The sequence below is a fragment of the Ramlibacter ginsenosidimutans genome (genome assembly GCF_016654015.1).
In the GTDB taxonomy this organism is placed as follows: domain Bacteria; phylum Pseudomonadota; class Gammaproteobacteria; order Burkholderiales; family Burkholderiaceae_C; genus Ramlibacter; species Ramlibacter ginsenosidimutans.
In genome coordinates this window covers 1,102,938-1,126,741 of record NZ_JAEPWM010000001.1, presented here as the reverse complement: position 1 = coordinate 1,126,741, position 23,804 = coordinate 1,102,938, and the positions used below count along the sequence as shown (strand labels likewise).

The 23,804-nt window shown below is 68.8% G+C and carries 26 protein-coding genes; 9 read left to right on the top strand and 17 right to left on the bottom strand.

Going from position 1 to position 23,804, the window contains the following annotated elements; genetic code table 11:
- Position 1: 1 nt before the first annotated feature.
- The gene (locus JJB11_RS05540; RefSeq protein WP_201166876.1) at positions 2-1,429 is read right to left on the bottom strand and encodes an FAD-binding oxidoreductase; all 1,428 of its coding nucleotides are present in this window, start codon (positions 1,427-1,429) and stop codon (positions 2-4) included.
- 60 nt (positions 1,430-1,489) lie between these two features.
- Positions 1,490-2,053 carry an EF-hand domain-containing protein gene (locus JJB11_RS05535; RefSeq protein WP_201167082.1) on the bottom strand — a complete coding sequence of 188 codons (564 nt, stop codon included), beginning with the start codon at positions 2,051-2,053 and terminating at the stop codon, positions 1,490-1,492.
- Between the two features lie 152 nt (positions 2,054-2,205).
- Here JJB11_RS05535 and JJB11_RS05530 point away from each other — a divergent pair, with 152 nt between their 5' ends.
- Positions 2,206-2,772 carry a cob(I)yrinic acid a,c-diamide adenosyltransferase gene (locus JJB11_RS05530; RefSeq protein ID WP_201166875.1) on the top strand — a complete coding sequence of 189 codons (567 nt, stop codon included), beginning with the start codon at positions 2,206-2,208 and terminating at the stop codon, positions 2,770-2,772.
- Between the two features lie 10 nt (positions 2,773-2,782).
- On the opposite strand, the gene JJB11_RS05525 is transcribed toward JJB11_RS05530, so the two are convergent.
- The 3 genes from JJB11_RS05525 to JJB11_RS05515 all read right to left on the bottom strand — a co-directional run bounded on the left by JJB11_RS05525 (position 2,783) and on the right by JJB11_RS05515 (position 5,427).
- Complete coding sequence (locus JJB11_RS05525) at positions 2,783-3,205, bottom strand: hotdog fold thioesterase (protein ID WP_201166874.1); 423 nt, start codon at positions 3,203-3,205, stop codon at positions 2,783-2,785.
- 10 nt (positions 3,206-3,215) lie between these two features.
- The gene (locus JJB11_RS05520; RefSeq protein WP_201166873.1) at positions 3,216-4,550 is read right to left on the bottom strand and encodes a solute carrier family 23 protein; all 1,335 of its coding nucleotides are present in this window, start codon (positions 4,548-4,550) and stop codon (positions 3,216-3,218) included.
- A 76-nt stretch (positions 4,551-4,626) separates the two neighbouring features.
- A complete protein-coding gene (locus JJB11_RS05515) occupies positions 4,627-5,427 on the bottom strand; it encodes a cyclase family protein (protein WP_201166872.1) in 801 nt (266 codons plus the stop codon).
- Between the two features lie 50 nt (positions 5,428-5,477).
- On the opposite strand from JJB11_RS05515, the gene JJB11_RS05510 reads away from it, so the two are divergent.
- Entirely contained in the window at positions 5,478-7,508 is a 2,031-nt protein-coding gene (locus JJB11_RS05510) for an acetoacetate--CoA ligase (RefSeq protein WP_201166871.1), read from the top strand.
- Between the two features lie 120 nt (positions 7,509-7,628).
- Here JJB11_RS05510 and JJB11_RS05505 read toward each other — a convergent pair whose 3' ends face one another.
- Positions 7,629-8,519: a LysR family transcriptional regulator gene (locus tag JJB11_RS05505; protein ID WP_201166870.1), complete on the bottom strand. Its 891-nt coding sequence runs from the start codon at positions 8,517-8,519 to the stop codon at positions 7,629-7,631.
- Between the two features lie 108 nt (positions 8,520-8,627).
- On the opposite strand from JJB11_RS05505, the gene JJB11_RS05500 reads away from it, so the two are divergent.
- Positions 8,628-9,731, top strand: coding sequence for an aromatic ring-hydroxylating oxygenase subunit alpha (locus tag JJB11_RS05500; RefSeq protein WP_201166869.1), 1,104 nt, complete (start codon positions 8,628-8,630; stop codon positions 9,729-9,731).
- Positions 9,732-9,756: 25 nt separating this feature from the next.
- On the opposite strand, the gene JJB11_RS05495 is transcribed toward JJB11_RS05500, so the two are convergent.
- The 3 genes from JJB11_RS05495 to JJB11_RS05485 are packed head-to-tail and all read right to left on the bottom strand — an operon-like array spanning position 9,757 to position 11,653.
- Positions 9,757-10,665: a DMT family transporter gene (locus tag JJB11_RS05495; RefSeq protein ID WP_201166868.1), complete on the bottom strand. Its 909-nt coding sequence runs from the start codon at positions 10,663-10,665 to the stop codon at positions 9,757-9,759.
- 41 nt (positions 10,666-10,706) lie between these two features.
- Positions 10,707-11,147: a MarR family winged helix-turn-helix transcriptional regulator gene (locus JJB11_RS05490; protein ID WP_201166867.1), complete on the bottom strand. Its 441-nt coding sequence runs from the start codon at positions 11,145-11,147 to the stop codon at positions 10,707-10,709.
- Entirely contained in the window at positions 11,144-11,653 is a 510-nt protein-coding gene (locus JJB11_RS05485; protein ID WP_201166866.1) for a flavin reductase family protein, read from the bottom strand. Before JJB11_RS05485 ends, JJB11_RS05490 begins: the two co-directional genes overlap by 4 nt.
- Positions 11,654-11,716: 63 nt before the next feature.
- Between JJB11_RS05485 and JJB11_RS26315 the strand changes: the two genes are divergently transcribed.
- From JJB11_RS26315 to JJB11_RS05470, 4 genes are read left to right on the top strand one after another with little or no spacing between them, the layout of a single operon-like run.
- Positions 11,717-11,851 carry a hypothetical protein gene (locus JJB11_RS26315; RefSeq protein ID WP_277988760.1) on the top strand — a complete coding sequence of 45 codons (135 nt, stop codon included), beginning with the start codon at positions 11,717-11,719 and terminating at the stop codon, positions 11,849-11,851.
- Complete coding sequence (locus JJB11_RS05480) at positions 11,848-12,636, top strand: alpha/beta fold hydrolase (protein WP_201166865.1); 789 nt, start codon at positions 11,848-11,850, stop codon at positions 12,634-12,636. The genes JJB11_RS26315 and JJB11_RS05480 overlap by 4 nt, the downstream gene beginning before the upstream one ends.
- 51 nt (positions 12,637-12,687) lie before the next feature.
- On the top strand, positions 12,688-13,506 hold the full coding sequence (locus JJB11_RS05475) for a M14 family zinc carboxypeptidase (protein ID WP_201167080.1): 819 nt from the start codon (positions 12,688-12,690) through the stop codon (positions 13,504-13,506).
- Positions 13,507-13,551: 45 nt separating this feature from the next.
- On the top strand, positions 13,552-15,882 hold the full coding sequence (locus tag JJB11_RS05470) for a xanthine dehydrogenase family protein molybdopterin-binding subunit (protein WP_201166864.1): 2,331 nt from the start codon (positions 13,552-13,554) through the stop codon (positions 15,880-15,882).
- A 61-nt stretch (positions 15,883-15,943) separates the two neighbouring features.
- Here the strand turns inward: JJB11_RS05470 and JJB11_RS05465 are convergent, their stop codons facing one another.
- The 4 genes from JJB11_RS05465 to JJB11_RS05450 form a co-directional block, all read right to left on the bottom strand.
- On the bottom strand, positions 15,944-16,081 hold the full coding sequence (locus JJB11_RS05465) for a hypothetical protein (RefSeq protein ID WP_201166863.1): 138 nt from the start codon (positions 16,079-16,081) through the stop codon (positions 15,944-15,946).
- Between the two features lie 137 nt (positions 16,082-16,218).
- Positions 16,219-17,055, bottom strand: coding sequence for a metallophosphoesterase (locus JJB11_RS05460; protein ID WP_201166862.1), 837 nt, complete (start codon positions 17,053-17,055; stop codon positions 16,219-16,221).
- Between the two features lie 63 nt (positions 17,056-17,118).
- Complete coding sequence (locus JJB11_RS05455; protein ID WP_201166861.1) at positions 17,119-18,093, bottom strand: Bug family tripartite tricarboxylate transporter substrate binding protein; 975 nt, start codon at positions 18,091-18,093, stop codon at positions 17,119-17,121.
- A 60-nt stretch (positions 18,094-18,153) separates the two neighbouring features.
- A complete protein-coding gene (locus tag JJB11_RS05450; protein ID WP_201167078.1) occupies positions 18,154-19,119 on the bottom strand; it encodes a LysR family transcriptional regulator in 966 nt (321 codons plus the stop codon).
- A 116-nt stretch (positions 19,120-19,235) separates the two neighbouring features.
- Between JJB11_RS05450 and JJB11_RS05445 the strand changes: the two genes are divergently transcribed.
- Together JJB11_RS05445 and JJB11_RS05440 are read left to right on the top strand one after the other, a co-directional pair.
- Positions 19,236-19,538 carry a hypothetical protein gene (locus JJB11_RS05445; RefSeq protein WP_201166860.1) on the top strand — a complete coding sequence of 101 codons (303 nt, stop codon included), beginning with the start codon at positions 19,236-19,238 and terminating at the stop codon, positions 19,536-19,538.
- Between the two features lie 13 nt (positions 19,539-19,551).
- Positions 19,552-19,722, top strand: coding sequence for a hypothetical protein (locus JJB11_RS05440; protein ID WP_201166859.1), 171 nt, complete (start codon positions 19,552-19,554; stop codon positions 19,720-19,722).
- Positions 19,723-19,806: 84 nt separating this feature from the next.
- On the opposite strand, the gene JJB11_RS05435 is transcribed toward JJB11_RS05440, so the two are convergent.
- From JJB11_RS05435 to JJB11_RS05420, 4 genes are all read right to left on the bottom strand, one after another.
- Positions 19,807-21,663 carry a phosphoenolpyruvate carboxykinase (GTP) gene (locus tag JJB11_RS05435; protein WP_201166858.1) on the bottom strand — a complete coding sequence of 619 codons (1,857 nt, stop codon included), beginning with the start codon at positions 21,661-21,663 and terminating at the stop codon, positions 19,807-19,809.
- Positions 21,664-21,982: 319 nt separating this feature from the next.
- Positions 21,983-22,135, bottom strand: a complete 153-nt coding sequence (locus tag JJB11_RS05430) for a hypothetical protein (protein ID WP_201166857.1) — start codon at positions 22,133-22,135, stop codon at positions 21,983-21,985.
- Between the two features lie 55 nt (positions 22,136-22,190).
- Entirely contained in the window at positions 22,191-22,595 is a 405-nt protein-coding gene (locus JJB11_RS05425; RefSeq protein ID WP_201167076.1) for a PaaI family thioesterase, read from the bottom strand.
- On the bottom strand, positions 22,595-23,794 hold the full coding sequence (locus JJB11_RS05420) for a threonine ammonia-lyase (protein ID WP_201166856.1): 1,200 nt from the start codon (positions 23,792-23,794) through the stop codon (positions 22,595-22,597). Before JJB11_RS05420 ends, JJB11_RS05425 begins: the two co-directional genes overlap by 1 nt.
- Between the last annotated feature and the right edge of the window lie 10 nt (positions 23,795-23,804).

Here is a 23,804-nt window from a genome sequence, read left to right as displayed (position 1 = left end):
CTCAGCCGATCGAGAAGATCTTCCCCGGGTTCATGATGTTCTTCGGATCGAGCGCCCGCTTGATGGTGCGCATCATGTCGACGGCGCCGGCGCCGGCCTCGTCCACCAGGAAGCCCATCTTGTGCAGGCCGACGCCGTGCTCGCCGGTGCAGGTGCCGCCGAGCGCGAGCGCGCGGTGCACCAGCTTGTCGTTCAGCTCCTCCGCGATCTCGCGCTCCTTCGGGGCCTCGGGATCCAGGAGGTAGCCGAAGTGGAAGTTGCCGTCGCCGACGTGGCCGACCAGGAAATAGGGGATACCGCTGGCATCCGCCTCGGCCACCGAGTCGAGCAGGCAATCCGCGAGGCGCGAGATCGGCACGCAGGTGTCGGTGGAAATGGCGCGGCAGCCCGGACGCGACTGCACCGCCGCGAAGTAGGCGTTGTGGCGCGCGGTCCAGAGCCGCGTGCGCTCCTCCGGCGTCTCGGCCCATTCGAAGGACTTGCCGCCGAACTCCGACGCGATCTCCTGCACCGTCTCGGCCTGCTCCTTCACGCCCGAAGGCGAGCCGTGGAATTCCATCAGGAGCATGGGCTCCTCGCGCAGCCCGAGCTTGCTGTGCACGTTCACCATGCGCACGGTGTTCACGTCGATCAGCTCCACGCGCGCGATCGGCACGCCGAGCTGGATCATCTGGATCGTGGTGCGCACCGCCGCCTCGATGCTCGGGAAGGAGCAGATCGCGGCGGAGATCGCCTCGGGGATCGGGTACAGGCGCACCGTGACTTCGGTGATCACGCCAAGCGTGCCTTCGCTGCCCACGAACAAGCGCGTGAGGTCGTAGCCGGCCGAGGACTTCTTGGCCCGCGTGCCCGTGCGGATCACTTCGCCGCTGGCGGTGACCACTTCCAGCGCCAGCACGTTCTCGCGCATCGTCCCGTAGCGAACGGCGTTCGTGCCGGACGCGCGCGTGGCGCTCATCCCGCCGATGGAGGCGTCGGCGCCCGGATCGATCGGGAAGAACAGGCCCGTGCTCTTGATTTCCTCGTTCAACTGCTTGCGCGTCACCCCGGGCTGCACGGTCACCGTCAGGTCCTCGGGGTTGACCGACAGCACCTTGTTCATGCGCTGGACGTCCACGCTGATGCCGCCTTGCACGGCCAGCAGGTGCCCTTCCAGGGACGAGCCCACGCCGAAGGGAATGACGGGCGTGTCGTATTCGCTGGCCAGCCGCACGGCATCGGCGACGTCCTGCGTGCTCTCGGCGAACACCACCGCGGCCGGGGGCGGGCACTGGAACGAGGACTCGTCGCGCCCATGCTGTTCGCGCACGGCCAGCGCCGTCGAGCACCGGTCGGCGAAACGGGCCTTCAGCGCCGCGATCAGTGCGGCAGGCACCTCACGCTGGTGGACGTCGGGAACGAGGTGGGCGAGGGTGGTGGGTGCGTTCATGGGGGGCTCCGGCAGCAGCCGCCAGTGTAGTGCGCCGGCCCGGAGCGCGACCGCGGGAGTTCACCGCACCGAATCTTCGTACTCGAAGCGCGAGATCACCCCGTCGAAGTTGCGGTCCATCTGCTCGAACGGCATGGTCACGATGCTGAGCCGGCGGAACTCGGCGCGCGTCAGCTCCCCGTCGTGGTTCGCGTCGGCGAAGAAGAAGGAGCGCGCGACGTCCGTGGCGTTGTAGCCGCCGGCGCCCGAGTCGCTCGCGTACTGGCTCGGCCCCATCGTCGAAGCGCCTGCCCCGAGCACCGCCGTGTTCACCCCGACCGGTGCCACTTCCCCGGGAACGACGAAGCCGCCGCCCGGGTTCGAGCTGGTCGCCGGGACGGCCGCGGTCGTCGACGGAGACGAGCCGGAGTCGCCGCTGATCGAAGGCAGCGTTCCCGTGAAGCCGACGCTGCCGTCAACGTGGATGGGGATCCGGCCGGCCTGTCCGGGCGTGCGCGTCGCGCTGTACGTCGAGGCGGCGGGCGTCATGGTGCGGTTCACGGTCCTGCCGCTCTGCGCCTGCGCGGCAGAGGCAGCGAGGAGGGCGCAGAGGCCGGCGGCGAACAAGGGTGCGAAGCGTTGCATGGCGGAACTCCTGGAGGGGCCGCCGCCGAGGCGCCAGCGTGGCCTCCAATCATCGTGGCCCGGCAGCGGCCAAAGGCCGAGCCGACCGCGGCTCCAGTTGCTGTAGGACCGGTCAGGCGCATGGCGGACAATGGGGCAACAGGAGAAAGCAGATGGGCAAGCGCCTGACCCAGATCGCCACCCGCACCGGAGACGACGGCACCACCGGCCTCGGCGACAACACCCGCGTGCCCAAGGACCATTTGCGCGTCCGCGCGATGGGCGACGTGGACGAACTGAATTCGCACCTCGGGTTGTTGCTGTGCGAGGAGCTGCCGGCCGATGCGCGCGAGTTGCTCGTGGAGATCCAGCACCAGCTGTTCAACCTGGGCGGGGAGCTGTCGATTCCGGGCTTCGAGCTGCTCAAGGGCGACGCCGTGCTGGCGCTGGACCAGGCGCTGGAGCACTACAACGCGCAGCTGCCCAGGCTCGAGGAGTTCATCCTTCCCGCCGGCAACCGTGCCGCGGCGCAGGCGCACGTGTGCCGCACCGTGGCGCGCCGCGCAGAGCGGGCGGTGGTCGCGCTCGGGGCGCAGGACAGCCTGCGCGCCGCGCCGCGCCAGTACCTCAATCGCCTCTCCGACCTGATGTTCGTGCTGGCGCGCGTGTGCAACCGCATGCATGGCGGCGACGACGTGTACTGGAAAAGCGAACGGCTCTCCCGCTCGCAGGCGAGCTGAGCGGCCGGCGCTAGCGCGGCGCCAGCACCGCCATCGTGATGCGCGAGACGCAGGTCAGTTCGCCGGCGTCGTTGTGCAGTTCGATCGCCCACACCTGCGTGCTGCGCCCGACATGCACCGGCGTCGTCTTGCCGGTGACCCAGCCCGAGGTGGCCGCGCGGATGTGGTTGGCATTGATGTCCAGCCCCACCACGCGGTGCCCGGGCGGCGCGCAGTAGACCGCTCCGCAAGACCCCAGCGTTTCCGCCAGCACCACGCTGACCCCGCCATGCAGCAGCCCGAAGGGCTGGCGCGTGCGGTGGTCCACCGGCACGCGGGCCCGGATGAAGTCATCGCCCACCTCGAGGAACTCGAGACCCAGGTGCTCGGGGGCGGTGTTCCTGTGACTCTCGGTGAGCGCTTCAATCGTGATGGGACGGGTCCAGATCGGCATGCGCAGGATGTTAGCGGGTCGGCGCCTCGACGTTCGGAGCGTCGGCCACCGAAACCCCCGGCGAGGCATTGCGATTGAGCAGCGCGTAGATCAGGACCGCGCCGAAGGTCGCGGTGCCGATGCCGCCCAGCTTGAAGTCGCCGAAGCCCAGCGTGAAATCGCCCGTCCCCAGCACCAGCGTGATCGCCGCGACGATCAGGTTGCGGTTCTGGGAGAAGTCGACCCGGTTGTCGACCCAGATCTTCGCGCCGGCAATGGCGATGAGCCCGAACACCACGATGCTCACGCCGCCCATCACGGGCAGCGGGATCGCCTGGATCACCGCACCGAACTTCGGCGAGAAGCCGAGGACTACTGCGATGAGCGCTGCGAACAGGAACACGGCCGTGGAGTAGATCTTGGTCGCCGCCATGACGCCGATGTTCTCGGCATAGGTCGTCACGCCGGTGCCGCCCGCAAAGCCGCTCACCACGGTCGCCACGCCGTCGCCGATGAAGGCACGGCCCATGTACTGGTCCAGGTTGCGGCCGGTCATCGCGGTCACCGCCTTGATGTGTCCCAGGTTCTCGGCGACCAGGATGATCGCGACGGGCGCGACCAGCAGCATGGCCGGGCCGGAGAAGGTCGGCGCGTTGAAGGCGGGCGCGCCTACCCAGGCGGCGTTCGCGATGCCGGAGAAGTCGATCGGCTTGCCCCAACCCATGCCGTTGGTGAAGATGGCGTAGACGATGCTCGCCAGCACCAGGCCTACCAGGATCAGCAGGCGCTGCACCATGCCACGCGTGAACACGGCCACGATTCCCACGCACACGAAGGTGACGGCCTGCATCCAGCTCTCGAAGTTGTTGGACGCCATGTTCTTGATCGGCACGCCGGCGAGGTTCAGCCCGATCACCGCGACGACCGCGCCGGTCACCACCGGCGGCATCAGGCGCTCGACCCAGCCCGTGCCGAGCGCGTGCACCACCGCGCCGATCAGCGCATACACGACCCCGCAGGCGATGATGCCGCCCAGCGCCACCGGGATGTTCGCGTTGGCGCCGCTCTTGTAGCCGGTCACCGTGATCACGACGCCGATGAAGGCGAAGCTGGAGCCGAGATAGCTCGGGACCCGGCCGCCGGTGATCAGGAAGAAGATCATCGTGCCGATCCCGCTCATCAGGATCGCGATGTTGGGGTTGAATCCCATCAGGATCGGAGCCAGCACCGTGGCCCCGAACATCGCGATGACGTGCTGCACGCCCATCGCCGCGGTCTGCGGCCAGGGCAGGCGCTCGTCGGGCGCGATCACGCCTCCTTGCTGCAGGACTGCAGCGGGTCTTTCCGTCCACTGGAACAAGGCCATCCTCTTCTCCTCTCGTTGGTTCGAGCGGATGCTAGGGACAATGGCCCGGCGCCGCAAGGCACCGCGCCGGCCGGCCCTACGCGAACAGCCGGTCGTCGAAGATCGCGACCGCACGGGTCCAGCCGGCGGAGGCGCCGCGGATCTTGTGCGGGAAGCAGCTGATGTAGAAGCCGTCCGCCGGGAGCGCCTCCAGGTTGTGCAGCTTCTCGAGATGGCAGTAGCCGATGTCGCGGCCCGCCTTGTGGCCTTCCCAGATCAGCGACGCGTCATGCGTCTGGCCGTACTTCTGCGCGGTGTGCACGAAGGGCGCGTCCCAGCTCCAGGCGTCCGTGCCCGTCAATCGCACCCCGCGCTCCAGCAGGAACATCGTGGCCTCGTAGCCCATGCCGCAGCCGGCGGCCACGTAATCGGGCTGGCCGTAGCGCGAGCCCGCGCGCGTGTTCACCACCACGATCTCCAGCGGCTGCAGCGCATGGCCGATGCGGGCCAGCTCCGCCTGCACGTCCGCAGCCGTGACGACGTAGCCATCGGCGAAGTGCCGGAAGTCCAGCTTCACCGCGGGCTGGAAGCACCACTCCAGCGGCACTTCGTCGATGGCGATCGCGCGCTCCTTCTCGCCGAGCTTGCGGTTCATCGTCGAGTGGAAGTGGTAGGGCGCGTCCAGGTGCGTGCCGTTGTGCGTCGACAGGCTGACCTTCTCGACCGCCCAGCCTTCGCCATCGGGCAGGTCGCCTTGCTGCAGGCCGGGGAAGAACGGCGCGATCTGCGGGAACGTGTTGTCGTGCGTGAAGTACTCGATCCTCGGCGCGAACGCCGGTGGGTCCGACACCACGTCGTTCTCGAGATAGATGGACAGGTCGACGAACTGGCGTGCCATGGGAAAACCTCCGTTGGGGCCGGCGTGGCCCCGATGCTAATCTGACGCGCATGAGCGCAGCACCGTACGTTCCCCGGATCCGGCTTTACCAGGACTGGCTCCGCGCGCACCGCGGCCTGCAGTTCGACAGCTACCAGCAGCTGTGGGAGTGGTCGGTGCGCGATCTCTCCGGCTTCTGGCAAAGCCTGTGGGACTGGTTCGGGATGGAATCGCCCACGCCGCACCGCCAGGTGCTCGCGGAGGAAAAGATGCCCGGCGCGCGCTGGTTCGAAGGCGCGCAGTTCAACTATGCGCGCCAGGTGTTCCGGCACGTGCAGCCGGCGCATGCCGCCGGCTTCCCTGCCATCATCGCGCGCGACGAGAAGGGGCGGCAGCGCGAGCTGTCCTGGCCCGAGCTGCGGCGCCAGGCCGCATCGCTGGCCCTGCACCTGCGCGCGCAAGGCCTGCAGCCAGGCGACCGCGTGGCCGCCTACCTGCCCAACATCCCGGAGGCGATGGTCGCCTTCCTGGCGGTGGTGAGCCTGGGCGGCGTGTGGAGCATCTGCGCGCCGGACATGGGCACCAACGCGGTCCTGGACCGCTTCAAGCAGATCGCGCCGAAGATGCTGATCGCCTGCGATGGCGTGAGCTACGGCGGCCGCGACCACGACCGCACGGACGTGGTCGGGCAGCTGGTCGCGGCCTTGCCCAGCGTCACGCACCTGCTGGTCCACCGCAATCTCGGCCTGGATGCGGCGCTGCCGGCCTTCACGGACCTGGCGCAGGCCACCGCGGCCGCCGGCGCGGAAGTCGACGCCTTCGAGCCGATGTGGCTGCCGTTCGATCATCCGCTGTGGATCGTGTACTCCAGCGGCACCACAGGGCTGCCCAAGCCGATCGTGCACGGGCATGGCGGCATCACGCTGGTGATGATGGGCGCCGGCGCGCTGCACAACGACGTCGGCTGCAGCTACGACCCGAACAGCTGGGGCGAGCGCTACCACTGGTACAGCTCCACGGGCTGGGTGATGTGGAACGCGCAGATGGCCGGCCTGCTCTCGGGCACCACCTGCTGCATCTACGACGGCAACCCGGGCGGCAGCAAGGAGAACCCGGACTGGACCGTGCTGTGGCGCTTCGCCGCGGACCTGGGCGTCACCTTCTTCGGCGCCGGCGCGGCCTTCTTCGCCAATTGCATGAAGGCCGGCGTGGACCTGCGCCAGCATCCCGGGCTGAAGACCGTGCGGGCGCTGGGCACCACCGGCTCGCCGCTGTCGGAGGACGTGCAGCGCTGGGGCACGCGGCAGTTCGAGCAGCTCGGAACGCCCGACATCTGGTGGTGCAACATCTCCGGCGGCACGGACTTCGCGGGCGCTTTCATCGGCGGCAACCGCGAACTGCCGCAGGTGCCGGGCCAGATGCAATGCCGCGAGCTGGGCTGCGCGGTCGAGGCGTGGAACGAACAGGGCGAGCCCGTGATCGGCGAAGTCGGCGAGCTGGTGTGCACGAAGCCGATCCCATCGATGCCGATCTACTTCTGGAACGACCAGGACAACGCTCGCTATCTCTCCAGCTACTTCGACATGTACCCCGGCGTCTGGCGGCACGGTGACTGGTTGCGGATCACGCCCGAGGGCGGCTGCATCATCTACGGCCGCAGCGACGCGACGATCAACCGCCACGGCCTGCGCATGGGCACGAGCGAGCTGTACAGCGCGGTCGAGGCCTTGCCGGAGGTGCTGGACTCGCTGGTGGTGGATCTGGAATTCCTGGGCCGCGAGAGCTACATGCCCTTGTTCGTGGTGCTGCGTCCCGGCCTCACGCTCGACGCGGGGCTGCAGGCAAAGATCGCCGGGGCGATCCGCACGGCGCTGAGCCCGCGCTTCGTGCCGGACGAGATGGTGCAGGTCGCGGAGGTGCCGCGCACGCTCTCCGGCAAGAAGCAGGAACTGCCGATCAAGAAACTGCTGCTGGGCCAGCCGCTGGAGAAGGTGGTGAACCGGGATGCGATGGCGAACCCGCAATGCCTCGAGTGGTACGTGGCGTTTGCCGGAAGACGGACCGCTGCATCGGCCTCGCGGACCGCTCCATCGGGCTCGTAGGCTGGTGGTGAGGCGCAGCCGAACCCCAGCTCGCTGCGCTTCACTGGGTCGCTGGGGTTCGCTTGCGCTCACCGCCAGCCTACGAGAGCCAGAGCGAGAGAGGCACGCTGGCCGGCGCGCTCACAAACTCCCCGCCGCCTCCTGTTCCAGCAGCTCCAGGAAAACGCGCACCTTCGCCGGCACCAGCTTGCGCCCGGGCAGCAGCGCATAGATCTTCAGCGGCTCCGGCGTCCACGCCTGCAGCACGGGCTGGAGCAAGCCCTGCGCCACGGCCTGCGCACAGAAGGTGGAGGTGATGCGCAGGACACCGATGCCGGCGATTGCCGCCTTCAGCCGCAGTTCCGCGTTGCCGCTGCGCATGCGCGGATTGCGCAGCTCGATGTCCGCCTCCGCGCCGCCGGCGCCGCGAAAACCCCAGCGCTGGTCCTCGCCACCCGCCAGCAGCGGCAGGGCCTCGAGATCGTCCGGGTGCGCAGGTGCAGCGCGCCCGGCCAGCAGCGACGGCGCGGCGAACAGTCCCCGCTCCAGCGAATACACCCGCTTCGTCACGACGGTAGCGGGCGCCACCGTGTGTTCGAGCGAAGAAAAGACGATGTCGTACTGCCGCTCGAACAGCGCCACCCTCGCGTGTTCGACATCGATGTGCACCTTGAGCTGGGGATGGTCCCGCAGCAGCCGGCACGCCACCGCGGCCAGATGATGCGCACCGAATTCGTAGGGCGCGGCGACGCGCAGGGTGCCTTGCACGGTGGCGCCCTGCGCGAGCGCCTCCACCGCGCGCTCGCGCAGTTGCGCCAGCGGCCGCGCGATGTCGCGGTACAGCGAATCGCCCGCGTCGGTCAGCCGCAGCTGGCGCGTCGTGCGCTCCAGCAGGCGCGTGCCGAGCTCGCTTTCCAGCCGCGACACGGACGCGCTCAGGCTCGACTTCGGCCGATCCAGCGCACGCGCTGCTGCCGTGAAGCCGCCATGGTCCACCACCTGGCAGAAGGCGTCGAAGTCGTCCCAGTTCATTGTTCAGGATCCGGAACACAGCGGCCACGCCGCTTCCTTGCCCCGGACCGAGGCTGTGCCTAGCATTGTCCACGCCCTCGCACGGGGGCACACCTGCTGGAGAACCCGATGTTCCTGAAGAACTGCTGGTACGTTGCCGCCTGGGACCATGAACTGATCGACGGCCGCATGCTCGCGCGCACCATCCTCGAAGAGGCGGTGCTTCTCTACAAGTCCGAATCGGGCAAGGTCGTCGCGCTGCGCGATCGCTGCTGCCATCGCGGGGTGCCGCTGCATCTGGGGCGGCGCGAGGGCGATTGCGTGCGCTGCATGTACCACGGGCTCAAGTTCGATCCCACGGGCAAGTGCATCCAGATTCCCGGCCAGGAAGTCGTGCCCGCGAAGCTCGGTGTCAAGAGCTATCCCGTGATCGAGAAGGACCACCTGGTGTGGATCTGGATGGGCGACCCCGCGCAGGCCAACCCGGACGACATCATCGACTTCCCCTACCTGCGCGATCCGCAGTGGAAGGGCGTGCCCGACTACATGCACTACGCCGCGAACTGGCTGCTGATCGTCGACAACCTCTCCGACTTCGCTCACCTCGCGTTCGTGCACACGAAAACGCTGGGCGGCTCCGAGGAGTACGCGTACAAGACCAAGCCCGTGGCGATCGAGCGCCTGCCGCGCGGCTTCCGCGTCGAGCGCTGGCACATGGATGCGCCGCCGCCGCCGTTCCACCGCAAGGTGCTGCCGGCCGCGGAGAAGGACCGGCACGTCGACCGCCGCAACATCGGCCACATGCACATCCCGGGCACCTTCTTCCTGGAAACCCTGTTCTCGCCCGCGGGCACCGGCGCCGAGAAAGGCAACCGCGAGGGCAGCCGCGAGTACCGCAACTGCCAGTTCATGACGCCGGAGACGCGCCGCACCACGCACTTCTTCTGGACCTACCTGAACAACTACGAGGGCGAGGACCACAACATCTCGCGCTCGCTGCACCAGAGCCTCATCGAAGGCTTCCTGGAAGACAAGCACCTCATCGAAGCGCAGCAGGTGGTGATCGATTCCGACCCGGCCTTCGAGCTGCAGGCGATCGCATCGGACGCCGCGCTGTCGCACTTCCGGCGCATCTTCGCGGAGCTGGTCGCGCAGGAGCAGGCGCTGGCGGCCACGCAGCAGGCTGCGGTGCCCGTCGCCGTGCGCAAGCCGCACCAGGTCGGCATGGCCTGAGCGGCCATGCCTGCACGCGGCAGGTTCAGGCCGCGCGCACCGGCTTCTTGCGGTTCACCAGCACGATGCCGGTCGCGACGGCCGTCAGCGCGAGCAGCAGCTGCACGGTGAGATGCTCGCCGAGCAGCAGCACGCCGAACAGCAGTGCGAACAGCGGCGCCAGGAAGGTGAAGGAGGACAGCTGCGTCGCAGGGTAGTGCCGCAGCATCCACATCCAGGCCAGGTAGGACGCAAACGCGCCGATCACGGTCTGCAGCGCAATCGAAACCCACGCGTGGGCTGAGTAGTGCAGCGACCACGACTCGCCCCAGGCCAGCGAGAGGAACGGGGCCACCACTGCGGTGACGGCCACCTGGTAGAACAGCGTCTTCTCCGCGCTGGCGGTGGCCATGCGCGTGCCGCGGATCACCAGCGTGGTGAGGCCCCACAGCAGACCCGCGGAGAGCGCCAGTGCATCGCCGCGCAGTTGCCGCGCCGTGCTGTGGCCGGTGAAGCCTTCGCTGAAGGCGACGGCCACGGCGGCGAACGCGATGACCAGCCCTACCCATTGCGCCGGCCGCAGCTTCTCCGAAGGCACCACGCGCGGCATCAGCACCGCCACCACGAAGGGCGAGGTGTACAGGAACACCGTGAGGCGCGAGGCCGCCGTGTCGCGCAGGCCCAGGTAGATGCAGGTGAACTCGCCGGCGAACAGCGCGCCGGCCAGCAGGCCGGCCGGCAGCGTTCCGTCCCGTTCGAACAGCTTCACGCCGCGCGCCGCGCACCAGGCTCCCAGGATGACGGTCGCGCCGACGAAGCGGATCGCCGCCTGCCACAACGGCGGCACCTCGCCGACCGTGGCCTTGATCAGGATCTGCTGGAAGCCCCAGAACATGCAGCAGGCGACCAGCAGGGCAACGGCCAGGGCGTCGAGGTGTTCTTTGCGTTCGCGCATCGCGCGATGGTAGCGGCCGTGCAGGGATGCAGAAGAAGGTGCTAACGGGTGGCCTGGGCGATCTTGGCAAGCAGCTTCTTGAGCGCGACCTGTTCGGCGCTGCCCAGGTGGCGCAGCACGTCCGACTCGTGCGCGCGCGCCTTCTGCAGCAAGGGGCGCACCAGCCTGCGGCCGGCCGCGGTCGCCGCCACCAGCGTGCGCCGCTGGTCCTCGGGATCCGCGCGCAGTTGCACCCAGCCCTGGTCCGCCATGCGCTGCACCAGCTTCGTGACGGTGGGCTGCTTGGAGAACACCTGGTGCGCGAGCTGGCTGACCGTCAGCGCAGGCCCGTCCTGCAGCGTGGCCAGCACGCGCCACTCGATCGCGCTCAGGCCCGCGGCGCGCACCTGCGTGTCGAAGTTCTTGTACAGCGCATGGTTCGCCTGCACCAGCAGGTAGCCGAGATGGCCATGGACGAAACGCGCGCCGCTCTCGGGATTCATAGCGGGTGCTCGGTGTAGTAGCGGCCGCCGTGGAACAGCAGGGGCGAAGCGCCGTGCCGATGCGTGCAGCGTTCCACTTCGCCTACGAAGATCACGTGGTCGCCTTCCTGGTAGCGGCTGCGGTTGAAGCACTCGAAGGTCGCGGCCGCGCCATGCAGCAGCGGGGCCCCGCCGGCGCCCTCGTCGAAGGCGACGCCGGTCCAGCGGTCCGCCCCCTTGCTCGCGAAGCGCTCCGCCAGCGCCTTCTGGTCGGAGGCGAGCACGTTGATCGCATAGTGCGAGCCCGCGCTGAATACGGACAGCGAGGCCGCGGCCTGCGAGAGGCTCCACAACACGAGCGGCGGCGAGAGCGAGACCGAGTTGAAGGAATTGGCGGTGAGGCCGATCACCTGGCCCTCGGCGCTGCGCGCCGTCACGATGGTGACGCCGGTGGCGAACATGCCGAGCGCCACCCGGAATTCGTGGGCGGAGAAGCTCGGCGGGCGGGCCTGCTGCGGCGGGTTCATGGAGGGCAGGATTGCATGAAATTTCATGTAGTATGGCCCACAAGGGAAAGGCTCGTCACGGACATGCTGCAGGACCCCAACGTTCCCGCGTGGCTGCACGCGTTGCCGGGCCGCTTCGACTTCCCCTTGTCCTTCTCCTTCTCCATTCACCGCCGGCCCGTGGGCAACGCCTTCGTGCCGCCGGGACTTTCTCCATGACCTCCGTTCCCGCCTTCACCACCCTGGGCGGCGGCCCCACCGTGCTGATGCTGCATGGCATCGGCGGGGGCCACCTCGCTTTCGCGCCGCAGGTGGAAACCTTCGCCACTGCCGGCTACCGCGCCGTCGCCTGGGACATGCCCGGCTACGGCCGCAGCGCACCGATCGAGCCCTACACCTTCAAGGGCCTGGCGCAAAGCTGCGTGCAGCTGATCGAGGCACTCAAGTGCCCACGAGTGATCCTGCTCGGGCACAGCATGGGTGGCATGGTGGCGCAGGAGGTGGTGGCCCGCCGGCCCGACCTGGTGAGCCGCCTGATCCTGTGCGGCACCTCGCCGGCGTTCGACGATCCCCAGGGCGCATCGCAGCAGGACTTCATTGCGCAGCGCACGGCGCCGCTGGACGCGGGCCGGAGCATGGCCGAACTCGCCGAGACCCTGGTCCCGCGGATGATCGGCCCCGGTTCCCTGCCCGAGGGCGTGCGGCTCGCCACCCACTGCATGGCACAGGTGCCGGCAGCGACTTACCGGCGCGCGGTGGAGTGCGTCGCCACCTTCGACCGGCGCAGCAGCCTCGCCGACATCCACGTGCCCACGCTGGTGATCGCCGGCGAGCACGACCGCGAGGCGCCGCCCGCCGTGATGAAGCAGATGGCCGACGGCATCGCGCGCGGCACGTACGTGGAGATGAAGGGCATCGGGCACCTGCAGAACCTCGAGGCGCCCGACGACTTCGACGGCCTGGTGCTGAACTTCCTGGCGCTGCCGCAGCAACTGCTGCACTGAGGCGCGGCGGCTCCGGGCGCCATCGAGCAAGAGGAGGGACGCGTGAGACGAATGAGCTGGGCGGCGCTGCTCGCGCTCGCAGGGGCTGCGCATGCGGCGGCGCCGGAGCCTTGCCAGCAGCTGGTCGGTCGGCTGCCGAACCTCACGCGCATGCAGTGCGAGCTCGCGCGGCTGTCCGAGAGTGGCGCCAGGTCCGTGCAGGGCACGCCGCTGTACGTGCGTGACGTCGGCGAGGGGAAGCTGCGCGTGCTGGTGATCGGCGCCATGCACGGGGACGAACTCTCGGCGGCGTCGGTGGCGCTGCACTGGATCGGGCTGGCGAGCAACGAGCCCATGGCGATGCCGCAGCCGGTGCACTGGCGCTTCATTCCCGTGATGAACCCGGACGGCCTGCTCGCGCGGCCGCCCCGGCGCACCAATGCCAACGGCGTCGACCTCAATCGCAACTTCCCGACGCCGCAGTGGGAGCACGATGCGCCCAGCTACTGGCAGCGGCGCACCGGCCGCGATCCGCGCCGCTGGCCCGGGCCGCGGCCGCTGTCGGAGCCGGAGAGCCGCTTCCTGTTCGAGCAGATGGACCGCTTCAGGCCGCACCTGATCGTGTCCATCCATGCGCCTTACGGCGTGCTCGACTTCGATGGGCCGTCGGTGCCGCCGTCCCGGCTCGGGCGCCTCTACCTGGACCAGGTCGGCATCTTCCCGGGCTCGCTCGGCAACTACGGCGGCGTCCACAAGGGCGTGCCGGTGGTGACGATCGAACTGCCCAATGCGCTGCGCACGCCGCTCGACGCGGAGATGCGGCAGATGTGGGTCGACCTGCTGCGCTGGACGGCCGCGAAGGTCGCGGGCGACGGACCGGCGCTGCGTTGAAGCACCGCTGCAGGTTCGCCGGAAATCGGCGAGACTGCGGCCACCATGACGACCGACACCCTGGACAATCCCGCGCGCTTCGGCAGTGGCCGGGCCGTGAAGCGTATCGAAGACGAAGGCCTGCTCAAGGGCAAGGGCCAGTACACGGATGACCTCGCGCCTGCCGGACAGTTGCGCGCCGTCTTCGTGCGCTCGCCCTATCCGCACGCACGCATTGCCAGCATCGACAAGGCGAACGCACAGGCGCTGCCCGGCGTCGTGAAGATCGTCACCGGCGCCGACCTCGTGCAGGCAGGCGTCCAGCCTATCCCCAGCAACCCGGCCTTTCGGCGCGGCGACGGCTCCCCGATGGCGACGGCGCCGCGCCGCGCGCTGGCGCACGAGCGCGTGCGCTACGTCGGCGAGCCGGTTGCGCTGGTGGTCGCGCAATCGCTGCAGCAGGCGCGCGATGCAGCCGAGGCTCTCGGAGTGGAATACGAGGAACTGCCGCACGTGGTCGACCTCGAGGCGGCCACCTCGCCGGGCGCGCCCGTGATCTGCGAGCAGGCGCCGGACAACGTGGCGGCGGAGATGCGCATCGGCGACGCTCAGAAGGCGGCCGCGGCGTTTGCACAGGCTGCGCACGTCGTGCAGCTCACCGTGGTGAACCAGCGTGTCGCGGCGCTCACCGTCGAGCCGCGCTCGGTGCTCGCCTGGGTGGCCGAGGACGGCCGGCTCACGGTGCGCCTGAGCAGCCAGATGCCTTCGGGCGTGAAGGGTTCGCTCGCCAACGACGTGCTGGGCATCGGCCCGGACAAGGTGCGCGTCACGGTCGGCGATGTCGGCGGCGGCTTCGGCATGAAGACGGGCATCTATCCGGAAGACGCCGCGGTCTCCTGGGCGGCCTGGACGCTGAAGCAGCCCGTGAAGTGGATTGCGGACCGCAGCGAGGAATTCCTCTCCTCGTTCCACGGGCGCGACCAGCGCGCGCAGGCCGAACTGGCGCTGGCGGCGGACGGACGCATTCTCGCGCTGCGCCTGCGCACCCTGGCCAACGTCGGCGCGTATGCGACCGCCACCGGCATGGTGATCCCGATGGTGGTCGGCCCGTGGGTGCAGACCAGCGTGTACGACGTGCCGCTGGTGGACTTCCAGATCCGCTGCGTCATGACCAACACGGCGTCGACCGCTGCCTATCGCGGCGCCGGCCGGCCCGAGGCCATCTTCATCATGGAGCGCCTGATGGACGAAGCGGCGCGCCAGACCGGCATCGACCGCATCACGCTGCGCCGGCGCAACTTCATCCGGCCCGAGCAGATGCCCTACACCAATCCGCTGGGACAGGTGTACGACGTCGGCGCCTTCGAGAAGATCATGGACGAAGGGCTGGATCTCGCGGACTGGAGCGGCTTCGAAGCGCGCTACGCGCAGAGCAAGGCGCAAGGCAAGCTGCGCGGCCTGGGCATTTCGACCTTCCTGGAGTGGACCAGCGGCAACGTGTTCGAGGAGCGCGTCACCGTCGAAGTGCGGGCCGACGGAATGATCGAGGTGTTCTCCGCGGTCAACCAGATGGGGCAGGGCATCGCGACCACGCTCGCGCAGCTGGTGGTCGACGTGTTCGGCGTGCCGATCGAGAAGGTGCGCGTGGTGTTGGGCGACACCGACCGCGGCGAAGGGTTCGGCAGCGCCGGCTCGCGCTCGCTGTTCACCGGCGGCTCGGCGCTGCACCTGGGCGCGGAGAAGACGCTGGACACCGCGCGCCAGCTCGCGGCGAAGTCGCTGGAGGCCGCGGCGGCCGACCTGGAGTACGCGGCGGGCCGCTTCACGGTGAAGGGGACGGACCTGGGCATCGACCTGTTCGAGCTCGCTGGCAAGCAGCCGGACGGCCACATCTTCACCGACCATACCAGCGCGGTCGCGGGGCCGAGCTGGCCCAATGGCTGCCATGTCAGCGAGGTCGAGATCGATCCGCAGACGGGCGCGGTGCAGGTGGTGCGTTATTCGAGCGTGAACGACGTCGGGCGCGTGGTGAACCCGATGATCGTGCGCGGCCAGCTCGATGGCGGCGCCGTGCAGGGCATCGGCCAGGCCTTGATGGAACACATGGTGTACGACGTGGACAGCGGCCAGCCGGTCACGGGCACGCTGATGGACTATGCCGCGCCGCGCGCCGATGCGATCGCCTGCGAGTTCGTCACCGAGATGAACGAGACGGTGCCGTGCAAGAACAATCCGCTGGGGGTGAAGGGCGTCGGCGAGCTGGGCACGATCGGCGCCGCCCCGAGCATCGTCAACGCCGTGGCGGATGCAGTGGCACGGGCAGGCAAGCCGGAAGCGGCGCCGCTGCTGCAGATGCCGCTGACCGCGCCGAAGCTGTGGGAGATCCTGCAGGACTGATACACGGGCGCTGCGGTGCTGGCGCGGGCAAGCCGCGCAGCCCGCGGCGCGCCGCCTCCGTTCAGCGCGGAGCCATGCCGCCCTGCGGGTAGTCGCTGTCCATCCCGAAACCGAGGCTGTCCGGACTGGCCCACGCCAGCAGGACCGCAGCCACGATGGCGGCGATCCAGACGAGCGTCTGCATCCAAAGCGGTTTCATGAGGGCCTCCCGAGGCGTGGCGATCACGCCTCGATGAAGTGTGCGCCGCGCAGCGCACGCGCAAGCGTCGCTCTTGTAAAGTCCCTGCGCGAAGTGTGCCGGTTTGCTGTGCCCCTGCGCGGTGCACGCGGCGGGCTTCACGCTCGCGCGTGCTCGCTGGCGAGGTCGAGGACGAACTGCTCGCGAAATCCTTCCTGCTCACCTTTGCTTGCATACCCGAGCGTGTTCGCAACAACGCGGCAGCCGGATTCCACGTAGTCGTGCTGGCAATGCAGGTGCCCGTGCAACCAGAAGCGCGCCTGCGCGAGCAGGTCCTCGAGCGAATTGCAGAAGCCCGCGGTGGCGGGCGTGACGCCGTAGCGCGGGTCGGCGCTGCGCAGGCTGGGCGCGAAGTGCGTCACCACGACGGTGGTGCCCGCGAAAGGACGCGCGAGCGCCTCGCGCAGCCAGGCTTCGCACACGAGCGCCTGTTCGCGCCACTCCTCGGCGAGCATGGGCCGGCCGTGGCGCAGCGCCGCCGCCTTGCTCAGGTAGTAATTGGCGGCACGGTACGCCTTGTGCCTTTGCTTCAACTGCTCCTGCACGGTCGGCTCCGGGCTGCCGGGTTGCAGCACCAGCGCATCGAAATCCGCCCACAGCGTCGTGCCGACGAAGCGCACGTCGCCGACGATGTGTTCCTCGCGCTCGAGCCAGGTGATGCCGAGGCGCTCGCAGGTCTCGCGCAAGCGGGCGTGCGTCTCGTCGAAGTCGAGCGCGTCGTATTCGTGGTTGCCCGGCACGTACAGCACGGGCACCGGCCAGCCCTGGCGGGGCGAGAAACGCTCCAGCCCGAAGTCGCTGTCCTGCAGGCGCGAACCCCGCTGGTAGGAGCCGATGTCGCCGGCGAGCACGAGCATCTCGGCCTCGGGCGCAGGCTGCGGGGCATAGGAAGGGTGCCCTTCCAGGTGCAGGTCGGACATCAGCTGGATCTTCACGGCCCCGATGGTACGGGGCCGCGCCGCGTCCGGGCCGCGCCGTCCCTGACGCGCACTGTCGGACTAGAGCTTGACGCCGGCGCCACGCACGGTGGGCGCGAGCTGCGCTACCTGGTCCTTCACGAATTTCGCGAACGACGCCTGCGTGCCGGGCATGGCGGCGATGCCCAGCTCCGTCATCCTGCGGCGGATCTCGGCGCCCGCAACGATCTCGTTGACGGCCGTGTTGATCCGGGCGACGACGTCGGGCTGCATACGTGCCGGGCCGGAGACGCCGAAGAAGTTGTCCAGCAGCAGGTTCTTGTGCCCGGTCTCGATGACGCTGGGCACGTCGGGCGCGAGCGGCGAGCGCGCCGCCGACGTGACAGCGAGCGGCACGATCTGCCCACTCTTGAAGTACTGCACGAACGCGGTGATCACGTCGATGCCCACCGGCACGATGCCGGCGACCAGGTCCGTGGTCATCGGCGCGCCGCCGCGGTAGGGCACGTGGACCATGTTGATGCCCAGCTCCTTCTTCATCAGCTCGCCGTAGATGTGGCCGATGGAGGCGGGGCCGCCCGAGCCGAAGTCGAGCCGCCCCGACTTCTTCGCTTCCGCGACGAGGTCGTTCATGGACTTCAATCCGGACTTCGGATTCGCCATCACCACGCACGGCGCACTGCCGATCATTGCGATGTGGGTGAAGGCCTCGACGGGGTCATACGGCTGCTTCTCGAGTGCAAACGGCCCGATCGAGATCGGCGTGGAGTTCGACAGCATGAGCGTGTAGCCGTCCGGCGCCGCCTGCGCGACCAGCTGGCCGCCGATGCTGCCGCCTGCGCCCGGACGGTTGTCGATCACCACCGCCTGCCCCAGCTTGGTGGCGAGCTGGTCGCCGATGAGGCGCGCGACGATGTCGCTTGCGCCTCCTGGCGGAAAGGTCACGATGATGCGGATCGGCCTCTCCGGCCACGCCGCGAAGGCAGGGAGGCTCAACGTCGCGGCGCCGGCGCTTGCGACTTGCAGGAAACGACGGCGGCTGGTGGTGCGGTTCATGGGGCGCTCCTTGCTGCCCAGGCAGCACGCAAGCAAGATGCCACGAACGGCAGCTCAATGCTAGAGCGCGCTTTGCCCAAAACCCTTGCGGGCGGCGGTCGCAACGGCCATGCGCAACCACGCGTGATCGGGACGCTGTGACTGGCGGCGGTGCCACAAGGAGTCCACGTGGACCGGCGGCACGTCGAATGGAAGGTCGCGGAAGGCGAGCTGGTCGGCGCGCCCGGTGACGCTGATGAAGTGCCGCGGCAGCACCGTGAGCAGGTCGGAGGTCTCGACGACGCGGCCCGCGGTGAAGAACTGGTTCACCGTCAGCACCACCCGCCGCTTGCGACCGCGCGAAGCCAGCGCCTCGTCGATGAAGCCGAAGGGCCGGCCGGAGAAGCTCACCAGCATGTGGCGCGCGTCGCAGAAGCGGTCGAGCGTGAGCGCGCCCTTGGCCAGCCGGTGGCCCTTGCGCATGACGCAGACGTAGACGCCGTCGTACAGGCGTTCATGTTCGAAGGCGGCGATGGCGCCGCCCTGCGCTTGCGCGGTCAGGTCCGCCAGCACGGCGGGGAAGAAGCCGACGGCCAGGTCCACGGTGCCTTCGTCGAGCAGCCGGCGCGGGTCGCGCGTGGTCAGCGGCAGCACACGCACGGACACGCCCGGCGCCTCGCGCTCGAGGATCTCCACCAGCCCGGGCGCCATGACGGCCGCCGTCGCATCGGCCATGGCCAGCGTGAAGCTGTTCGTGGCCTGGGCGGGTGTGAAGTCCCCCGGGACGATGGAGCTTTCGAGCTGCCGCAAGGCATCGGCCACGGCCGGCCACAGGGCCAGCGCGCGGGGCGTCGGCTCGACGCCGTAGCCGCTGCGGGTGACCAGCCGGTCGCCCAGCGCATCGCGCAGGCGGTTGAGTGCATTGCTCACCGCCGGCTGCGTCATGGACAGGTTGCGCGCCGCCCGGGTGAGGTTGCGCTCGGCCATGACCTGGTCGAACACCCGCAGCAGGTTCAGGTCCAGCGTCCGGAAGTTCGGTCCTTTCATCGCCATGGTGAATGATATCCATCACTATTCAAAAGTTGCTAAATATCAGGGACAACCCTAGTATTCACTCATCGTTTCGGGCAGTTCCGCCCGGAGTCACTGGGAGAAAAAAAGTCATGGCACGCACCATCCACATCGAATTTCCGGCGTCCGGCTACGGCCGCTCCTCCAAAGGCGCCCAGGCTGCCGGCAACCTCTTCGCCGACGTCCTCGTCGGCCTGCTCGCCTTCATCGGCAAGCCTTTCACCCGCGCCGGCAGCGCGCTGGCCCGCGGCTACACGTCCTGGACGGCGGCGCGCCGCCAGCGCCGCGACGACGAAAAGCTCTGGGCCGTGGCCCTCAGCGACGCCCGCGTCATGGCCGACCTGAGCCGCGCGATGAGCCAGGACGCCCTGCGCGATTCCCGCGGCTACCTCTGAGCGGACTGCCGCAATGGCTTCGCTCGTGCAGCCATCCATGATCGCGCAGGTGCTGCGCCTGCTGCCGGGGCCGCTGCTGCGCGCCCTGGACGGCTGGTCGCAGCGGGTGGCCCGCCGCCGGCGGGAACAGCGGCTGCAGCGTTGGGAACAGCGCCGCGCGGCCACCGCCACCCACCCAAAGTAAAGGGCAGCAGCAAGCAAAAAGCCACCGCGAGGTGGCTTTTTGTTTTGGCGGGTCCGCCGAAGCGGACCCTGCGCCGGCGCGTGCTTACGCAGCGAGGCGCTTCTCGATCTGCGCCTTGGTCGCCTTCAGCTCCGCCGGCAGCCCCTGCTCGAGCTGCTGGAACAGCTCATGGTGCAGTTGCAGCTCCTTTTCCCAGGCCGGCAGGTCGATGTCGGTGACCTGGCGGAACTGCTCCAGCGTGAAGGGCAGGCCTTCCCAGTTCAGTTCCTGGTAGCTGGGGCTGATGCCGAAGGGATGGCGCTCGCCGGTCACGCGGCCTTCGATGCGGTCGATCATCCAGGCCAGCACGCGCATGTTCTCGCCGTAGCCGGGCCACACGAACTTGCCGCTGGCGTCCTTGCGGAACCAGTTGGTCGTGAAGATCTTGGGCAGCTTGGCGCCGGAGGCCTCCAGCTTCTTGCCGAGGTTCAGCCAGTGCTGGAAATAGTCGCTCATGTTGTAGCCCGTGAAGGGCAGCATGGCGAAGGGATCGCGCCGCACCACGCCTTGCTGGCCGATGATGGCCGCCGTGGTCTCGGAGCCCATGGTCGCGGCCATGTACACGCCCTCGACCCAGTCGTTCGCCTCGGTCACCAGCGGCACGGTCGTCGAGCGGCGGCCACCGAAGATGAAGGCGTCGATCGGCACGCCGGCCGGGTCGTCCCAGGCCGGGTCCAGAGCGGGGTTGTTCGCGGCGGCCACGGTGAAGCGCGCGTTCGGGTGCGCGGCCTTGGCGCCGGTCTCCTTGGCCAGCTTTGGCGTCCAGTCCTTGCCCTGCCAGTCGATGGCGTGCGCAGGCGGCTCGCCGTCCATGCCTTCCCACCAGACGTCGCCGTCATCGGTCAGGGCGACGTTCGTGTAGATCACGTCCTTCTTGAGCGAATCCATGCAGTTCGGATTCGTCTTGTAGTTCGTGCCGGGGGCGACGCCGAAGTAGCCTGCCTCCGGGTTGATCGCGTACAGGCGGCCTTGCGGTCCCGGCTTGATCCAGGCGATGTCGTCGCCGATGGTGGTGACCTTCCAGCCTTCGAAGCCCTTGGGCGGGATCAGCATGGCGAAATTGGTCTTGCCGCAGGCGGACGGGAACGCCGCCGCGACGTGGTACTTCTTGCCCTGCGGGTTGGTGACACCCAGGATCAGCATGTGCTCGGCCAGCCAGCCCTGCTCGCGGCCCATGGTGGAGGCGATGCGCAACGCGAAGCACTTCTTGCCCAGCAGCGCATTGCCGCCGTAGCCGGAGCCGTACGACCAGATCTCGCGCGTCTCGGGGTAGTGCACGATGTACTTGGTCTTGTTGCAGGGCCAGGAGGTCTGGTCCTTCTCGCCGGGCTGCAGGGGCGCACCCACGGTGTGCAGGCAGGGCACGAACTCGCCGTTGACGCCGAGCACGTCGTACACCGCCTTGCCCATGCGGGTCATGAGGCGCATGTTCACGGCGACGTAGGCGCTGTCGGAGAGCTCCACGCCGATGTGGGCGATGTTGGAGCCGAGCGGGCCCATCGAGAACGGCACGACGTACATCGTGCGGCCGCGCATGCAGCCGTCGAACAGCGGCTGCAGGGTGGCGCGCATTTCCTTCGGATCGACCCAGTTGTTGGTCGGGCCGGCGTCTTCCTTCTTCTTCGAGCAGATGAAGGTGCGGTCTTCCACGCGGGCCACGTCGCTCGGGTCGGAGTTGGCCAGGAAGGAGCCGGGGCGCTTGGCCGGGTTGAGCTTCTTGAACGTGCCGGCGTCCACCAGTTGCTGGCAGAGGCGGTCGTACTCTTCCTTGCTGCCGTCGCACCAGTAGACCTGGTCCGGCTTGCACAGGGCCACCATGTCGGAAACCCAGGCGATCAGCCGGGCGTTCTTGACGTAAGAGGGGACCTGCAGGTTCAGGCCGCGCATCACGGGTGAGTTCATCCTCGAAGCTCCTAGTTTGAAAAGCGTGTTTTCAAAGGAGCGTAGGGGTGGCAGCCCGATGCGCGCCCTTTCAAAACAGGCCTCGGTCAGTCGGCTGCGGGTCGCCACCGCTGGGTCGGCTGGGGAGATCATTGTAGGGAGGCCGACTCCGGCGGAGGGTGCGTCCGCGCGTGATTCCATGCAAAACCTGCATAGGTTTATGCGGGTTGGCTCGACCGTGCGGTGCTGCGTGGCGGTCGTCCGAGGCGCGGATTCGGCGACGCCAAAGAAAAAGCCCCGCGGCATCACTGCCCGGGGCTTTCGCGCGAAGTGGGAAGGCTCAGGCCATGTAGATGGCGATGAAGGCCAGCAGGAACATCAGCGCCGCGCCGACCATGGGCAGCACGATCGGGATCACCGGCACCACGGCCTCGACCGCGTCGTGCGGCTCGAAGTCCTGACCATGCTGGGCGGGCTCGTTGGGGCTGACCATAAGTTCCTCTACGTCTTCGGGATGCCGCGATTCTAGCGTCCCGTCCGGACGGGCCTCAGAGCAGGGCGTAGGTCGTGGTGCAACGGCAGGCGCTCTTGCCGTCGTCTGCACCGCGGATGTCGATCTCGCCGAAGGCCAGGCTCTTGCCGGCGCGGATCACCCTGGCCTGCACCAGCGCGTCCTGGCCGGACAGCGGCTTGAGGAAACTGGTGTTCATCTGCACGGTGGTGCAAGGCCGGAACGCGCCGAAGTGCCGGATCAGCGCCAGCACCATGGCGGTGTCGGCTGCCGCCATCATGGCCTGCCCGCACAGCATGCCGCCCGCCCGCGAGAGCCGCGCGTCCTGCGGCAGGCGCAGCGTGACACCGTCCTCCGTCGACCCGTCCACGCGCAAGCCGAGTTCCTGCACCCACGGCGCGAAGTACTCGGGCAGGGCGGCCTGCAAGGCCTGCGTGTCCATCATTGCTCCTCCGCTTCGAAGCCGGCGGCGCGCAGCGCCTCGAGCACGGACTGCACGTGCGCGCGGCCGCGCGTCTGCACGACCAGTTCGATTTCCACGTTCTGCGCGGCCAGCACCGTGAAGGCGCGCTGGTGGTGCACTTCGTCGATGTTCGCCCCGGCCTCGCTGACGACCGCCGTGATCCTGGCAAGCGATCCGGGCACGTCGCGGGCACAGACCATCAGGCGGGCGAGCCGGCCGGCGCGCACCATCCCGCGCTGGATGATCGCGGCGAGCAGCATGGGATCGATGTTCCCTCCGCCCAGCACCAGCCCGACCTTGCGACCGGCAAAGCGCTCCGGCTCCTTCATGACGGCCGCGAGGGGCGCCGCGCCCGCGCCTTCGACCAGCGTCTTCTCGATGTCCAGCAGCATGACGATGGCCTGCTCGACGTCACCCTCGTCGACGAGCACGATGTCGTCCACGAAGCGTTCGACCAGCTGCTGCGTGATCTTGCCCGGCCTGCCGACCGCGATGCCTTCCGCAATGGTCGAGCCTCCCTGCGGCAGCGCCTGGTGCTTGATCGCGTTGTACATGTTGGGAAAGCGGACCGTCTGCACCCCCACCACGCGGATGCCCGGCTTCAGGGCCTTCGCCGCCACCGCGATGCCGGCTATCAGTCCGCCGCCGCCGATGGCCACGACCAGCGTGTCGAGTTGCGGCACCGCTTCCAGCATCTCGAGCGCGACGGTCCCCTGGCCGGCGACGATCGCCTCGTCGTCGTAGGGATGCACGAACGTCAGGTGCCGCTCCTGCGCCAGGGCCTCGGCATGGGCGCGGGATTCCTCGAGCGTGTCACCGTGCAGGACCACCTCCGCCCCGAAACTTCGCGTGCGCTCCACCTTCACCATCGGCGTGAAGCGGGGCATCACGATGACGGCCCGGACACCAAGCCGCTGCGCGTGGTAGGCCACGCCCTGCGCGTGATTGCCGGCGCTCATGGCGATCACGCCCCGGTCCTTCTCTTCCTGGCTGAGTTGCACCAGCTTGTTGCAGGCGCCTCGTTCCTTGAACGAGGCCGTGAACTGCAGGTTCTCGAACTTCAGGTAAATCTCGCAGCCGGCCAGCTGCGAGAGCATGTGGGACGCCAGGCAGGGCGTCTGCAGCACCTGGCCGGACAGGCGGGCGGCGGCTTGGCGGATCTCGGGCAGGCCGATCATCGCCCGATTG